This is a genomic window from uncultured Dokdonia sp., assembly GCF_947492815.1.
Taxonomy (GTDB): Bacteria; Bacteroidota; Bacteroidia; order Flavobacteriales; family Flavobacteriaceae; genus Dokdonia.
In genome coordinates this window covers 16,793-31,236 of record NZ_CANLOB010000009.1, presented here as the reverse complement: position 1 = coordinate 31,236, position 14,444 = coordinate 16,793, and the positions used below count along the sequence as shown (strand labels likewise).

The following is a 14,444-nucleotide window of genomic DNA, read 5'->3' as shown; positions in this document are numbered from 1 at the left end:
TATAGCCCCAAAAATTATGCGTCTTTTTTATACATCCTTGTGTTTCTTATTTGGAATTTCTTTGTATGCTCAAAATAGTAAAGAGTTTACACGAGTAAATGAATTTTATATTCGAGGAAATACGCAAGTAATAGGTAATAACAATTTAAGCAAGCATAAAAGCAAGCCTATAGATGCTACCGATGAGTTTAATGATGAAACAAAAATGAAGTATGTAGATATAGACGATGCTATAACTACCTATAACTCTAGTAGTGCCAATCTTACTATTCCTGAAGGGGCTTCTATAAAATATGCTGCTTTATACTGGACTGCAACCTATCCTACAGAAAAAGGAACTAAAGTTGCTAAAGGAAATCGGTATGTATATAAACAAAATGGAGATCCTACACATGATGTTCAAGAGGTTCAATTAAAAATTCCTGGTGGATCATATATTCCCATTAGAGGAGACTTAATTTATGACGGAAAACAAGGAACTGTAAAAGGTGTTACCTCAAGTAGGCCTTATACTTGCTATAAAGATATTACGAACCTCATAAAAGATAATCAAACCATTAATGGCACCTATATTGTTGCAAATATTGCCGCTACACAAGGATATATTTCCGGAGGAAGCTCAGCAGGTTGGATGCTATATGTTATTTATGAAAATGACAAAGATCCGTTACAATATATCACTACTTATAATGGTTTTAATCATGTAAATAAAAAAGGAGTAGAAATTAATTTTGGAAACTTTAAAGCTCCCGAAAAAACAGAAACAAAAACAGCACTTACTGTAAGTGCTCTTGAAGGAGATAGTACCCTCAAAAAAGATCAAATAGCTATTTATTATCCTGAAGAGCAAAAGTATGTCACCTTAGATAATGGGGTTAGAGCTTCAGATAATTTTTTTAATAGTAGTATTACTATTGACAATACCTATTATACAGATCGTACTCCTAATAGCAAAAATACCTTAGGTTTTGATATTGCAAAGGTTACGGTGCCTAATGAAATAAATACAAGTATCGCAAACAACAATAGTGGCTTTAAATTACAGTTTAAAACCAGAGCAGATAGATACTATATTTATTTTGTAGCATTTCAAACGACACTCAACAAATCGACTACTGATACGGAAGCTATCACCTCTACAACAGAAACCAAAGAAGAGAAGGAAGAGGAAATAATTGAAGTGGTTGAAGTGGTTACTCTCGAAGAGCCTAGAGAAAAAGAAGTGACAGAAGTAGTTGAAATATCCACTCCTAAAGAAATTGAAGTCGTTGAAGAAAAAGAGGAAGTTGCTATTCCTCAAGAAAAACCAGAAGAGCCTAAAATAACCCCAAAAGAAGAAACTACCTCTATAGATGATACTTTAGTAAAAATCATTGATAAGAAACCTACAAAAGTTCCTGATGTACTAAGAGGGTATTATATCATTTCAAATGTTTTTTCTTCAAAAACAAATGCCGAAAAATGGGCCAATAAGCTTAAAGGTAAAAATATTCAATCTAACATTTTTAGAAGACCAGAAAACAACTTCTATTATGTTTCTATAGGTAATAATGAAGACCCTGTATTACTCTACGAAGTCTTAAAAAAGATGCGAAAAGATCAAGACTTAAAAGATGCTTGGATACTTAAAATAAATATCCAATAATCTATGAGATGGAACCTAAAACCTGTGCAAAATTCTGAAAATGTACACACACTTTCGCAAGCATTACATGTTGCCCCTATTATTGCGCAACTCCTAGTAGAAAGAGGTATTGATAGTTTTGATAAAGCAAAACAATTTTTCAGACCATCATTAGAAGAGCTTCATGATCCTTTCTTAATGAAGGATATGGACAAAGCTGTTACACGTATTGAACAAGCTATTGCACAAGGAGAAAACATACTCGTTTATGGAGATTATGATGTAGACGGTACAACAAGCGTCGCATTAATGTCTTCGTATTTAAAAACAATTCATCCTACCATTGCAACCTATATCCCTGATCGATATGCCGAAGGATATGGCGTTTCTTTCATGGGTATAGATTATGCATCAGATAATGATATTACCCTTATTATTGCCTTAGATTGTGGTGTAAAAGCCATAGATAAAGTAGCCTATGCAAAAGAAAAAGGCATTGATTTTATTATCTGTGACCATCACCGTCCTGGGCCTCAATTGCCAGACGCTGTGGCTGTTTTAGATCCTAAACGAGATGATTGCCAGTATCCTTATGATGAGTTATGCGGCTGTGGAGTCGGGTTTAAATTAATAAGTGCGCTTTCGCGAAAGCGTAATCAACCATTTTCAGAACTGCATCCATATCTAGATCTTGTTGCCACTGCAATAGGAGCAGATATTGTTCCCATGACTGGTGAAAATAGAATTCTTGCCTACTATGGTCTAGAAGTTATAAATACAGCTCCTCGAGCGGGTTTTAAAGCGATTATACAACAATTAAAAAAAGATATTCTTACCATTACTGATGTTGTTTTTGTTATCGCACCTCGTATCAATGCTGCTGGACGCATGAAACATGGAAATCATGCCGTAGCATTACTTGTAGAGCAAGATTATAATACCGCACAAAATTATGCTGTCGAAATAGAACAATACAATGCAGATCGTAAAGAAGCTGATAAAGCAATTACTGAAGAAGCGCTTACGCAAATTCAAAAAAATAACGAAACAGATAGAAAAACAACAGTTGTCTATCAAAAAGATTGGCATAAAGGTGTCATAGGAATTGTCGCTTCTAGGCTTACAGAAACATACTACAGACCTACATTGGTCTTTACAAAAAGTGGTGAAAAACTTGCTGCTTCTGCAAGATCTGTAAAAGGATTTGACGTGTATAATGCATTACATAAATGTGAAGAGTTCATAGAGCAATTTGGAGGTCATAAATATGCTGCTGGACTCACCTTAAAAGAAGAGAATTACGAAGCGTTTAAACAACGTTTCGAAGAAGTTGTCACCGCTTCATGTGAAGAACGATTATTGATTCCAGAAATTACCATAGACGCAAAAATCAATCTTGAAGACATTACCCCAAAGTTTTATCGCATTCTAAAACAATTTGCTCCCTTTGGTCCTGGTAATATGAAACCTACATTTATGACAGAAAATCTTGTAGATACAGGATATGGTAAAAAAGTAGGCGCTGATGAATCCCACCTTAAAGTAACTGTGACACAACACAACAAAGGAAAACGTATCGGAGGAATTGGTTTTGGTATTGGAGATGCGTATGACCTCATCAATAATAAAAAGCCTTTTAGCGCAGCCTATGTATTAGATGAAAATACGTGGAATGGCGAAGTGAGTTTGCAATTACGAATCAAAGACATTAAATAACAATGAAAGTAAAACATATCCTCGTATTATTTTTGATTGCATATATTGTTATGACCGTAGGTGCATTATTAAAGGTTATGCATTGGTCATACGGAGATGAGCTCATTACATTTTCGACAATCTTAAAAGTAATTGCTGCCTTAACCGCAATCTGGAAGGTCTTTACAATTCAAAGTTTTAAGGACTTTCTGAATAAATAGAACTTACTTGATAAATTCCAGAATCATCTGTACGATTTCTTCAGGCTTTTCTTCTTGAATAAAATGTTTTGCTTCTAGAATATGCACATCCTCGTCTTTAATTCCTAGATCCTTCTGAATAGCTTCTTGTTGAGGCGCTAGCTTTAAGAACGTATCATTCTTTCCCCAAATAATCGTCGTAGGGGTATTCATTTTTTGAATCATAGGTTGGTATTCTGGAAGTGCATTACAAGTTTGTGTGAAAAAGTAATACATTGCTTTCGTCTTCCCTTCTTTAAGAGGACGTTTATACCCTTCTATATCTGTTTTATTTAAGGTGTTTTCTGTAAGTCCTTCTTTAAAAAGACCTTTCAACATCATGTTTGTTGTAATACCATTACGATACCCCCACATAGCAGCACGCGCCATAACACCAGGTTCAAAACGAATAGGAGGATCAAACCCCTCTTCATATATAATAGTGTTTAGAACAACTAAATGATTTACTTTATCTGAAGCTTCTTCTAACAGCTCCCATGTCCATAGTCCTCCTGCGTCGTGCATTACGTGCGTCCAAGAATCTATATTCAGGTTATTTAATAATTCCAACAATCGTTGTGCATGCATTTCTTCAGAATAAATCTCATAGCCTTCTGGAGAATCACTATTCCCAAAACCTAGCATATCTGGTGCAATCACACGATAACCACTTTCTACCAAAGGGTCAATCATTTTACGATACAACCATCCTGACGTTGGTACTCCATGTAATAATACAATCACTGGACCTTCTCCTTTATCTATATATTTTATAATTCCATCGTTAGAAGTAAACGATTGCTGCTGTGCTCTGAAAGTATCATACGTTATCTGCTCTGGTCTCATAGTAGTAGACTGATAAGGTTTACAAGAAGTAAAAAATAAAACAAAAGATAAAATGGTAAGAATATATCGCATAATGCTTAATTTCTATAAATATACACCTTCATTTTTTGAAGGTTCAAATTTCTTTATCTGAAACGTCGTTCCATCAAAAACACCATAGGTATAATGATGTATCCAATCTCCTATATTAAAATAAGTAGTTTGTTCTCCTACTTTAATTTCCATAGGTAAATGACGGTGTCCAAAAACAAAGTAGTCGTAATGCTCGGTCTCAAGCTTACGTTTTGCATATGCAGCAAGCCATTCATTTTCTTCTCCTAAAAAAATATGATCGTCATTTCCAGAGATTAGTTTATTCTTTACAGAAAAATATTGTGCAATACGCATCCCAATATCGGGATGACCCCATCTAAATATCCACTGAAAAAAACGTCCTCTAAAAACTTTTTTCATACGTTTATAGCCTTTATCTCCTGGCCCTAGACCATCACCATGTCCTAAGAAAAACTTCTTGCCATTCATGGTAAAAACCTTGGGGTTATGATATACTGGAATCCCTAACTCATCTTCAAAATAGCCATTCATCCATAAATCATGGTTTCCTACAAAAAAATAGATCTCAATACCGCTATCTCTAAATTCTGCAAGTTTACCTAGTGTTCTTACAAACCCTTTTGGGACTACTGTTCTATATTCAAACCAAAAATCAAAGAGATCTCCTAATAAGAAAATAGCATGTGCATCTGGACGAATTTCATCTAGCCAACGTAAAAATTTTTGTTCTCTAGGCCTACTCTCATTATGTGTAGGAGCTCCTAAGTGGTTATCACTAGAAAAATAAACTTTCTTTCCTGCAGGAATATTCATAGGCTAATTATCGCTTGCAAACCACTCTGCGTAACTTGAACACGTTTCTTGAAGTCGTAGTGAGTGAAGTTTAATATGATCTGGAAGTAAAGGTTGAATTTTTTGAGCAAAATCAACCACCATCATTTCACTGGTAGGTTGATAATCTACCAATAATACATTGTGTCCTCTATCTGAAAGCTCTTTGGCAAGCTCAACATGAGGGGTGTTCTTATTAAAAACGGTAGCGTGATCAAACACATCTACAATTTCCTTATTTACTATCTTTTTGAGATCTCCAAAATCAATTACCATCCCGTATTTTACGTGACTAGAATCAGAAATAGGAGATCCTATAACAGTGACACTTAATTTGTAACTGTGACCGTGTACGTTTTTACATTTTCCGTCATACCCATAAAGCGCATGCCCCGTTTCAAATGTAAATTGTTTTGTAATGCGAATATTTGCCATTATATGCTTTCGCGAAAGCGTACTCTTAACGCTTTCTATTCTTAATTTTATTGTATAAAAATACGACAATTAATACGAGTGCCAGTATTAAGAATAAACCGCTTCCACTCAAAAAATTCAAAAAGTCCATATGATAAGATTATTTTTAAATATATATGCTAGTATTGAATTAATACCCTACTACTTTTCGCACTCTCGATAAAACATCGTTTGCTACCATTTTAGCTTTTTCTGCTCCAACTGCAAGGGCGTCATCTATCTCATTTAAATTTGACATATAGTGATTATAACGTGTTCGTTCTTCCGCATATTTCTCAACAATCAGTTCAAAAAAGGCTTGTTTTGCATGACCATATCCATAATTACCTCCTTCATAATTTGCACGCATCTCCTTAATTTGTTCTGGAGAAGCAATAAGTTTATATAATGCAAATAGATTACACGTATCTGGGTTTTTAGGCTCTTCTAGAGGTGTACTATCCGTTTGAATGCCCATAATTTGCTTACGCAATTTCTTATCTGGCTGAAAAATATCAATAATATTTCCTTTGGATTTACTCATTTTCCCGCCATCTGTTCCTGGAACATACATGGTATCTTCATTATGTTTTACTTCAGGAATTACAAAAACCTCTTTTTTAGTTTTCGCATGAAAACTATTTGCAGCATCTCTTGTCATTTCTAAATGTTGCGCTTGATCTTTCCCTACTGGAACAATCTCTGCATCATACAAAAGGATGTCTGCTGCCATTAAGACAGGGTATGTAAATAATCCTGCATTTACATCTTCCAGACGATCTGCTTTATCTTTAAAACTATGTGCTCGGGTTAATTTTTGATATTGGAAAAAGCAACTTAAATACCATGAAAGCTCCGTTACTTGAGGAATATCACTTTGTCTATAAAAAACAGTTTTTTCTATATCGAGTCCAAAAGCTAACCAAGTAGCTGCAGTACTATAGGTATTCTGCCTCAAAACAGCTCCATCTTTAATTTGGGTAAGTGAGTGCATATCTGCAATAAACAGAAAAGATTCATTACCAGGTGCGTTTGCCATTTGAATTGCTGGAATGATTGCTCCTAATAAATTTCCTAAGTGAGGTGTCCCTGTACTTTGTACACCTGTTAAAATTCTTGCCATACTAATAACCTACAAAAGTAGGTGCCATATTATAATTACTATTTATTCTAGACACTCTTTATAAAATTATGTCTAGTTTTTACAGCAAAGTTACTTTTTTCTAGGTATAGGCAACTACCTTTTACCTATTTTTGAACTAATGAATTTTTTTAGAAAAATCGGAATGGCGTTTTGGAGGATATGGTTTTATCTCCTTATGCTCGTTATTATACTTCTATTATTTCCTATACTTATTATAAGTATCTTAAAGGAATCTTGGTATCCTTTATTTTTTAGACTGGCTCAGATATGGGCAAGAGGTATCATGTTAGGAATGGGGTTTTATCCTAGTATTGTCAGAGAGCAAACCTTGACAAAGGGAGAAAGCTATATGTTAGTTTCTAATCATGCATCGATGCTTGATATTATGTTAATGTTACATCTGTCAAAAAATCCTTTTGTATTTGTAGGAAAAGCAGAACTGGCTAAAATTCCTTTATTTGGATTCTTTTATAAGCGCACTTGTATTCTTGTAGATCGAGGAAATGCGAGAAGTCGTAAGGCTGTATTTGATCAAGCGCAAAAAAGACTACAACAAGGTCTAAGTATCTGTATTTTTCCTGAGGGAGGTGTACCCAATGATACTTCTATTGTATTAGACAGCTTTAAAGATGGTGCATTTCGACTTGCTATAGATCATCAAATAGCCATTGTACCTATGGTTTTTTATGATAACAAAAAGCTTTTTCCATATCAATTTTATGAAGGAGGCCCTGGAAAAATGAGAGCAAAAGTATTTTCTTTTATTCCTACAAAGGGAATGGCTCAGGATCAAAAAAAAGAATTAAGAGAACAAACACGCACTGTTATATTAAATGCATTATTACTAGAAGATCAAAAAGTATAAAAAAGGAAAGGCGCCGTAACCAGCGACGCCTTTTGTAATTATTGCATTGTTTTGCAACAACTAACCTAACCAACTAAAAAACTAACCTAACGGCAAGTGTTCTTTTTTAGAAGCGATAATTCACTCCTGTATATAATCCAACATAATATGGCTTAAATTCACCTACAGAATTACTGTAAGCATTGAGCTGATATTTTAATGATGGTTCTATATTTATTTTTACTTTTTCTGTTACTTTATAATTAAGACCTAATCCTAAGTTTGTAGTAAAACTTATATCATTTAATGCATTTGAAGTTCCTAAACTAGTTCGTAAGCCATTTGACTCTAAGAATACTTCATTATTATTGAGTACTAAAGTACTTAGACCCCCTATAAGCTCTACTCCTAATCGTTTATCTGAAAGTACATAAATAGCCTCTAAAGGGATTTCTATATACCCAACATTTTGCTGAATCTCTCCATTAGAAAACGTATTCCCTCCTTGCCCCAAACCATCTTCTGTAGGGCTTGCTAACGCAGTTGATGGGTTTACTCGATCTGTTATATCTAAAAAGCTAGCGTTTTGAGAAAAATCAACACCTCTCAATGTTCGTGCGCTATTGCTAGGTGTAAATGAGATATCTTGTGTGTTATAATTAAGATCAACATTACTTACCCCTGTACGTACTTTAAATTTTGAAGTAACAGCATAACTCACTTGTACCCCATAACTCAAATTTAAATCACTGGTTTTGTTATTATCTTTAAATTGAGGATCAATTCCTGAACCCCCAAAGTCACCATAATATACGGGTGCTGCTACAGCACCTACATCCCATCTACGTGCAATAGCATCTTTTTCTTGTAAATCTTCTTCTGTGTTAGCTTTTGCGATACGTGCTGCTTCATCAACTAGAGATTTCTTATTCTCTTCTACAGTTTCTTCTTTTACCGTTCCTTCTGTTTCATTTTGAGATGCATCTGTACCTGTTGTTTTTTCTGAAACTGCCACGGCTGTATCATCTACACTATTATCTATGGTGATATCAGGATTTATAAGATCTGATCTTTTTTGTGGAATATTTTCCTGTTTCTCCTTTAGTGTAGTTACATCACCTGTAGAAGACTGTTCTGTCTGTATTGTAGTTGTATTATCTATATATGATGGATTTAATTTTTCTTTATTATTTTTTTGGTCACTAGTAATTGCATTCTCTTGACTGGCAACAGCTCCTTGCGTATCACTTACACCAAAGAGCGTATTATCTTCTCCTTTTAATGTTTTATCTTCAGAAAAGGGTGTATTAGGAGTTGTTTCGTTTTCGATAGCTAATCCAGATACTGTCTCTTTGGAAATCGATGGATCTGTTGTTAGATCATCTTTAGTTACATCACCTTTATTAGATAACGCATTGGTACCTGAAGTTCCGTCTGTGTTTGTGTTTTGATCAGATTGGACAAGCTCAGGTGTTGTGTTTTTTAATTCTGAAGTATTATTCCATAAGGCAATACCTGTTGTGATAAGAATCAATGCTATTGCAGCTACGCCTCCTAATCGCCACCATATAGGTATGATTTTACGATCTTCTTTTTTCTTTTTTGCGGCAACAATATTCTTCCACACCTGATCACTCGGGTGTACTTCAAAATCTTTAAATTTCTCCTGAAAAAGCCTATCTATATTCTTTTTCTCTTTCATTGGTTTTGAGATTGATTTAAGGTATAGTCTTGACTTACCTCAATTTTATTCTTTAATATTTTGCGAGCACGCGCTAAATTAGATTTAGACGTACCCTCTGAAATTTCTAATAAATCAGAAATCTCTTTATGTGAATATCCATCTAATACATACAGATTAAATACCATTCTGTATCTATCGGGTAATTCTTGGATAATTCTAAGTAAATAGTCTAGAGGCACACTTTCTTCTTCTACCTCTACATCTACTTCACTAACATTTTCTTCATTTATCAAATTCAGAACTCCAGCTTTCCGGTATCGCTGTAGTGCTGTATTGATTGCTATTCTTTTTAACCAACCCTCAAAAGAGCCTTGGTTTTTATATTGAGATACTTTGTCAAAAATGATTATAAAAGTGTCCTGCAGTATGTCTTCGGCATCTGCATAACTAGAAGCATACTTTAAGCAAACCGAAAAAAGCGAACTAGCATAACGCTTGTATAACTCTTCTTGGGCTTTTGCATGTTTCTTTTTACAATTATCAATGAGTCGTTCTAAACTCAAAATATCTTTATTGGTTAGTTTTCTTAATCTTATTCTATAATAGGCACATTAAATGTTACAAATGTAGGATCACCTATTTCATTATTTCCTGTAAAAAAACTTAAATTTAATTGTCCCGCTTCTTCTGGGGTAATAACCAGAGGAGCTGTTCTTAAATCATTTTCTAAGTCAGAACAGGTAGCTCTTCCTTGAACTACTTTTGTAATTACTGCAATCTCTCTTACTTCTCCATCATTTGTGATATCAAATCCATTAAATGCATGGCATGTAGAAGGTCTTCTATAGGTAACCTGTATGGTATCAGTCTGACCGACAACAAAAACTTCTGGTATGTCACTTACTGTGTTTACAGGCGTCACTTCAAAAAAGAAGAAGGGCGCATCGTCTGTACTACATCCTATAAGTAGTAAGAGAAAGATAGATAATATGCTTACTTTTTTCATATACAACGGGGGACATTATATACTATAGATACAAAATAGTTTAAAAGGTTGCGTCTACTCATAAAAAAACCTCCTGAAATTAGGAGGTTTTTAGTATATCTATTCGTTTGAAACTTTAATGGCTTCGTGAATTTTAGTTTCTAATTCTTCCATTAAATCAGGGTTATCCAATAGTAATGCTTTTACAGCATCTCGCCCTTGCCCCAGTTTGGTGTCTTGATAACTAAACCAAGAACCACTCTTTTTGACAATTTCATAATTAACACCTATATCTATAATCTCACCTACTTTAGAAACTCCTTCTCCATACATAATATCAAACTCAGCCATTCTAAATGGAGGCGCTACTTTGTTTTTGACAACTTTAACGCGGGTTTTATTACCCTTTACATTTGCATTACTATCTTTAATTTGAGTAGATCTTCTTATATCTAAACGTACAGAAGCATAAAACTTTAAAGCATTTCCTCCAGTAGTAGTTTCTGGATTACCAAACATAACGCCTATTTTCTCACGTAATTGATTAATAAATATAACGGTACAATTTGTTTTGCTTATAGATCCTGTAAGTTTACGTAATGCTTGTGACATTAATCGAGCGTGTAATCCCATTTTAGAATCTCCCATCTCTCCTTCTATCTCACTTTTAGGAGTCAAAGCAGCAACAGAATCTATTACAATAATATCTATAGCTCCAGAACGTATTAGATTATCTGCAATTTCTAATGCTTGCTCTCCATTATCTGGTTGTGATATGATAAGGTTTTCTATATCTACATTCAATTTTTCTGCATAAAAACGATCAAATGCATGTTCTGCATCAATAAAGGCTGCAATCCCACCTGCTTTTTGAGCTTCGGCAATAGCGTGTAGTGTTAAGGTTGTTTTTCCAGAAGATTCTGGGCCGTATATTTCAATGATACGTCCTCGAGGGTATCCACCTACTCCTAATGCAACATCAAGCCCTAAAGAACCTGTAGGAATAGAATCTACATCTACAATAGCTTGATCTCCCATCTTCATTACAGCTCCTTTTCCGTAGGTTTTATCAAGTTTATCTAGGGTAAGTTGTAATGCTTTTAGTTTTGCTTCTTTTTCTTTATCACTACTCATTTCTTCTCTGTTTTGAATTCTAAAAATTGGATAGTAAAAGTAGGGTTTCTATTTGAAGGGGGCAAGGCACGCTTTCGCGAAAGCAAAAAAATTTTTAACAAAAAAAATACGCAACCCTTTTCTTTTTTGAAGTCTACTTCATGAGAAGTAATATTAAAAATGAGTTTACAACGAATTAAATACTATAAAATCCAACTTAAAGCGGCGCGTTATTTGATGCTAATGCGTTGTCGAAAGTTGGAAGGTGGCTAGTTAGTAACCTATTTCTGTGCTTGTAACACAAATAGAAATAAGTCTAACAAATGAATTAGCCGTTCAAAAAAATGCCCGCAGGATCGACCTCCGGGCATTTTTTGTGGTAGGAACTCTTCCATTTTTTAAAATTGTCTATTTTTGCAAAAAATTAATTCTTTTAAACTTAAAAAGGTATAGCATGCAACTGTACAATAAATTAAGTGCAAAAGAGAGAGCAGCTCTTATTGATGAGGCTGGAGACGAGCGTTTCACACTCTCTTTTTACCAATATGCACACATCGGTAATCCCGAACTTTTTAGAAATCATTTATTTATAGCATGGGACGAGATGAACGTCTTAGGTCGTATTTATGTAGCTAAAGAAGGTATTAATGCACAACTTTCGGTGCCTGCAACAAACTTTAATACATTCAAAACGTTTCTGGACGGTATTCATTTTCTACATAATGTACGTCTTAATATTGCTATAGAACAGGACAATAAATCTTTTCTAAAACTCAAAGTAAAAGTGCGTAATAAAATTGTAGCAGATGGCCTTAATGATACTTCTTTTGATGTCACCGACAAAGGAATTCATGTAGACGCACAAACATTTAACGAACTTATAGAGGATCAAGACACGGTTTTGGTAGATATGCGTAATCATTACGAAAGTGAGATTGGTCATTTTAAAAATGCTGTAACACCAGATGTAGACACATTTAGAGACTCGTTAGATATTATAGAAGATGATTTAAAAGATCATAAAGAAGATAAAAAACTTGTGATGTATTGCACAGGAGGTATACGTTGTGAAAAAGCCAGTGCTTATTTTAAGCATAAAGGATTCAAAAATGTATTTCAACTCGAAGGTGGTATCATAGAGTATGCTCGACAAATTGAGCAACAAAACCTTGAAAATAAATTTAAGGGTAAAAACTTTGTGTTTGATCACAGAAGAGGGGAACGTATCTCTGAAGATATTATCTCAAATTGCCACCAGTGTGGTAATCCTTCTGATACACATGTAAATTGTGCTAATGAAGCTTGTCATCTTTTATTTATACAATGTGAGTCTTGTGCTACGCAAATGGAAAATTGCTGTTCTCAAGAATGTATAGAAATAACACACTTGTCTTATGAGGAACAAAAAAGGCTTCGTAGCGGCAAAGGAAATAGCAATAAAATATTTAAAAAAGGACGTTCAGAAAAACTTAAGTTTCAAAATAAAGCCTAGTTTTTCTGTTGTACCATTTAATTTTAAAATGGCATTACTTTTTAAGAACTCTTATTAATGTTTGTGCATCAGAATCTAGTGCTTCTGCTGTTACAAAATAAACCCCCGTTCTTAAATACGAAAAATTCATTTCTACACTAATTCTATTTAGATCACGATACTCAAGAACTGTTCTTCCTACAGCATCTCTCACCGTGATTTGTTTAAATGGAACAGGAGCTCCTATAGTAACAATACCACTTGTAGGGTTTGGAAATAATTTAAGTTCATCAAATACTTCATCTTCTACAGAAAGTTGTCCCACATTAAAGGTGTGGGTATCACTTTCTCCATTATACGTAACCACGTAGGTCCACGTTCCTGTTTGATCATTTATAGTTATTTGTTGTGCCCACCATGAGGCTACAAAATCATCATTAAAATTTGTATTCCAGCTTGAAAACAAATCTCCATTAGGATCATATATTTCGTTAAGAGCTGATGTCCCTGTAATTTGGTCTTTAAAATACCCTATAAACCATACGGTATCTCCTGGGTCAAATTGATTACTCTCAAAAGTTTCTTCTATTTCTGGACACGTTCCGAAATTAGGAAGATCTGTATGAGTGAGTGCTGCATTTACGCCAGAGTTAAGGTATTCTTTTTGTTCTGCCCACCAGCTTGTATCATTTAAATCATTACACGGTCCTGCATAAGGATCTATCAAGTTATTATTTTCATCATACACTTCAAAATGCAAATGAGGTCCTGTAGAGTTTCCTGAACTGGCAACAATTCCTAAATACTCTCCTTGTGTTACAGTATCACCAACATTTTTTGAAGTAAGGCTTCCATTTTTCATATGTCCATACCATGCAATACTACCATCTGAATGCTCTACAAAAACAGCATTCCATTGATCATTATTAAAAGAACAGTTTTGATCAGAACTTCCATCATTTTTGTATATGATCTGACCCGAAGATGCAGCAATGATCTCTGTTTGTTCTTCATCAACTTGTTTCCAAGTAAATGGCCATAAGAAAATATCTACTCCTTGATGATTGTATCCGCTAGAAGTATCATAGGTACGTGTACCGCAATTCCAATCTTGTAATCCGCCTGTAGTTTGGTCATGATCAAAGTATACAGAAATTGCCCAAGTACTATTGTAATCAAAACCATCTGCTTGCTTTACAGGCCATATAAATGAAACTTGTTGTTCAGAACGACTTGCATTATCTTGATATAAGCGTAATCCTTCTCGAGAAAGATATTCTTGATTTGTAGCAACTGCATTATGATATACCTGATATTCTTCTTCAGAGACACAATTAATTCCTTCTGGATTAAAAACTCTTTCTCCACCAGCAGTTTGTGCAGTACTTATACCAAATGCGAGAAACATGCATAATAAAAAGGATACACGTAGAATTAGTTTCATAAGGTGAACTTTAAGTC

At 34.4% G+C, this 14,444-nt stretch carries 14 protein-coding genes; 5 read left to right on the top strand and 9 right to left on the bottom strand.

Translation table 11 applies throughout. From position 1 onward, the window contains the following. The first annotated feature begins 16 nt into the window (after positions 1 to 16). From Q1A01_RS10585 to Q1A01_RS10575, 3 genes are read left to right on the top strand one after another with little or no spacing between them, the layout of a single operon-like run. Complete coding sequence (locus Q1A01_RS10585) at positions 17 to 1,645, top strand: SPOR domain-containing protein (protein ID WP_299680102.1); 1,629 nt, start codon at positions 17 to 19, stop codon at positions 1,643 to 1,645. Positions 1,646 to 1,648: 3 nt separating this feature from the next. Beyond that, positions 1,649 to 3,340, top strand: a complete 1,692-nt coding sequence (recJ, locus tag Q1A01_RS10580) for a single-stranded-DNA-specific exonuclease RecJ (RefSeq protein WP_299680099.1) — start codon at positions 1,649 to 1,651, stop codon at positions 3,338 to 3,340. 2 nt (positions 3,341 to 3,342) lie between these two features. Next, positions 3,343 to 3,540, top strand: coding sequence for a gliding motility protein GldL (locus Q1A01_RS10575; protein WP_299680096.1), 198 nt, complete (start codon positions 3,343 to 3,345; stop codon positions 3,538 to 3,540). Positions 3,541 to 3,543: 3 nt separating this feature from the next. Here the strand turns inward: Q1A01_RS10575 and Q1A01_RS10570 are convergent, their stop codons facing one another. From Q1A01_RS10570 to trpS, 4 genes are all read right to left on the bottom strand, one after another. After that, positions 3,544 to 4,404, bottom strand: a complete 861-nt coding sequence (locus Q1A01_RS10570) for an alpha/beta fold hydrolase (protein ID WP_299680094.1) — start codon at positions 4,402 to 4,404, stop codon at positions 3,544 to 3,546. 84 nt (positions 4,405 to 4,488) lie between these two features. Then, positions 4,489 to 5,271, bottom strand: coding sequence for a UDP-2,3-diacylglucosamine diphosphatase (locus tag Q1A01_RS10565; protein ID WP_299680092.1), 783 nt, complete (start codon positions 5,269 to 5,271; stop codon positions 4,489 to 4,491). A gap of 3 nt (positions 5,272 to 5,274) precedes the next feature. Further along, a complete protein-coding gene (locus tag Q1A01_RS10560; RefSeq protein WP_299680089.1) occupies positions 5,275 to 5,724 on the bottom strand; it encodes a 6-carboxytetrahydropterin synthase in 450 nt (149 codons plus the stop codon). Positions 5,725 to 5,893: 169 nt separating this feature from the next. Beyond that, positions 5,894 to 6,865: a tryptophan--tRNA ligase gene (trpS, locus tag Q1A01_RS10555; RefSeq protein ID WP_299680086.1), complete on the bottom strand. Its 972-nt coding sequence runs from the start codon at positions 6,863 to 6,865 to the stop codon at positions 5,894 to 5,896. A 139-nt stretch (positions 6,866 to 7,004) separates the two neighbouring features. Here trpS and Q1A01_RS10550 point away from each other — a divergent pair, with 139 nt between their 5' ends. Continuing rightward, complete coding sequence (locus Q1A01_RS10550; RefSeq protein ID WP_299680083.1) at positions 7,005 to 7,751, top strand: lysophospholipid acyltransferase family protein; 747 nt, start codon at positions 7,005 to 7,007, stop codon at positions 7,749 to 7,751. A 106-nt stretch (positions 7,752 to 7,857) separates the two neighbouring features. On the opposite strand, the gene Q1A01_RS10545 is transcribed toward Q1A01_RS10550, so the two are convergent. The 4 genes from Q1A01_RS10545 to recA form a co-directional block, all read right to left on the bottom strand. Beyond that, positions 7,858 to 9,432, bottom strand: a complete 1,575-nt coding sequence (locus Q1A01_RS10545; protein ID WP_299680080.1) for an outer membrane beta-barrel protein — start codon at positions 9,430 to 9,432, stop codon at positions 7,858 to 7,860. Beyond that, a complete protein-coding gene (locus Q1A01_RS10540; protein ID WP_299680077.1) occupies positions 9,429 to 9,977 on the bottom strand; it encodes an RNA polymerase sigma factor in 549 nt (182 codons plus the stop codon). Before Q1A01_RS10540 ends, Q1A01_RS10545 begins: the two co-directional genes overlap by 4 nt. 29 nt (positions 9,978 to 10,006) lie before the next feature. Beyond that, positions 10,007 to 10,420 carry a hypothetical protein gene (locus Q1A01_RS10535; RefSeq protein ID WP_299680074.1) on the bottom strand — a complete coding sequence of 138 codons (414 nt, stop codon included), beginning with the start codon at positions 10,418 to 10,420 and terminating at the stop codon, positions 10,007 to 10,009. A gap of 99 nt (positions 10,421 to 10,519) precedes the next feature. Beyond that, on the bottom strand, positions 10,520 to 11,533 hold the full coding sequence (recA, locus tag Q1A01_RS10530) for a recombinase RecA (protein ID WP_299680071.1): 1,014 nt from the start codon (positions 11,531 to 11,533) through the stop codon (positions 10,520 to 10,522). Positions 11,534 to 11,966: 433 nt separating this feature from the next. Here recA and Q1A01_RS10525 point away from each other — a divergent pair, with 433 nt between their 5' ends. Next, positions 11,967 to 13,004, top strand: coding sequence for a rhodanese-related sulfurtransferase (locus Q1A01_RS10525; protein WP_299680068.1), 1,038 nt, complete (start codon positions 11,967 to 11,969; stop codon positions 13,002 to 13,004). 34 nt (positions 13,005 to 13,038) lie between these two features. Here Q1A01_RS10525 and Q1A01_RS10520 read toward each other — a convergent pair whose 3' ends face one another. Next, complete coding sequence (locus Q1A01_RS10520) at positions 13,039 to 14,427, bottom strand: peptidoglycan DD-metalloendopeptidase family protein (protein ID WP_299680066.1); 1,389 nt, start codon at positions 14,425 to 14,427, stop codon at positions 13,039 to 13,041. Positions 14,428 to 14,444 lie beyond the last annotated feature (17 nt).

What these genes read in the sequence shown, in the direction of transcription:
- recA (WP_299680071.1), bottom strand. Translation starts at nt 11,533, where the DNA reads ATGAGTAGTGATAAAGAAAAAGAAGCAAAACTAAAAGCATTACAACTT.
- Q1A01_RS10520 (WP_299680066.1), bottom strand. Translation starts at nt 14,427, where the DNA reads ATGAAACTAATTCTACGTGTATCCTTTTTATTATGCATGTTTCTCGCA.
- Q1A01_RS10550 (WP_299680083.1), top strand. Translation starts at nt 7,005, where the DNA reads ATGAATTTTTTTAGAAAAATCGGAATGGCGTTTTGGAGGATATGGTTT.
- Q1A01_RS10560 (WP_299680089.1), bottom strand. Translation starts at nt 5,724, where the DNA reads ATGGCAAATATTCGCATTACAAAACAATTTACATTTGAAACGGGGCAT.
- Q1A01_RS10565 (WP_299680092.1), bottom strand. Translation starts at nt 5,271, where the DNA reads ATGAATATTCCTGCAGGAAAGAAAGTTTATTTTTCTAGTGATAACCAC.
- Q1A01_RS10575 (WP_299680096.1), top strand. Translation starts at nt 3,343, where the DNA reads ATGAAAGTAAAACATATCCTCGTATTATTTTTGATTGCATATATTGTT.
- Q1A01_RS10535 (WP_299680074.1), bottom strand. Translation starts at nt 10,420, where the DNA reads ATGAAAAAAGTAAGCATATTATCTATCTTTCTCTTACTACTTATAGGA.
- Q1A01_RS10525 (WP_299680068.1), top strand. Translation starts at nt 11,967, where the DNA reads ATGCAACTGTACAATAAATTAAGTGCAAAAGAGAGAGCAGCTCTTATT.
- Q1A01_RS10570 (WP_299680094.1), bottom strand. Translation starts at nt 4,404, where the DNA reads ATGAGACCAGAGCAGATAACGTATGATACTTTCAGAGCACAGCAGCAA.
- Q1A01_RS10545 (WP_299680080.1), bottom strand. Translation starts at nt 9,432, where the DNA reads ATGAAAGAGAAAAAGAATATAGATAGGCTTTTTCAGGAGAAATTTAAA.
- trpS (WP_299680086.1), bottom strand. Translation starts at nt 6,865, where the DNA reads ATGGCAAGAATTTTAACAGGTGTACAAAGTACAGGGACACCTCACTTA.
- recJ (WP_299680099.1), top strand. Translation starts at nt 1,649, where the DNA reads ATGAGATGGAACCTAAAACCTGTGCAAAATTCTGAAAATGTACACACA.
- Q1A01_RS10585 (WP_299680102.1), top strand. Translation starts at nt 17, where the DNA reads ATGCGTCTTTTTTATACATCCTTGTGTTTCTTATTTGGAATTTCTTTG.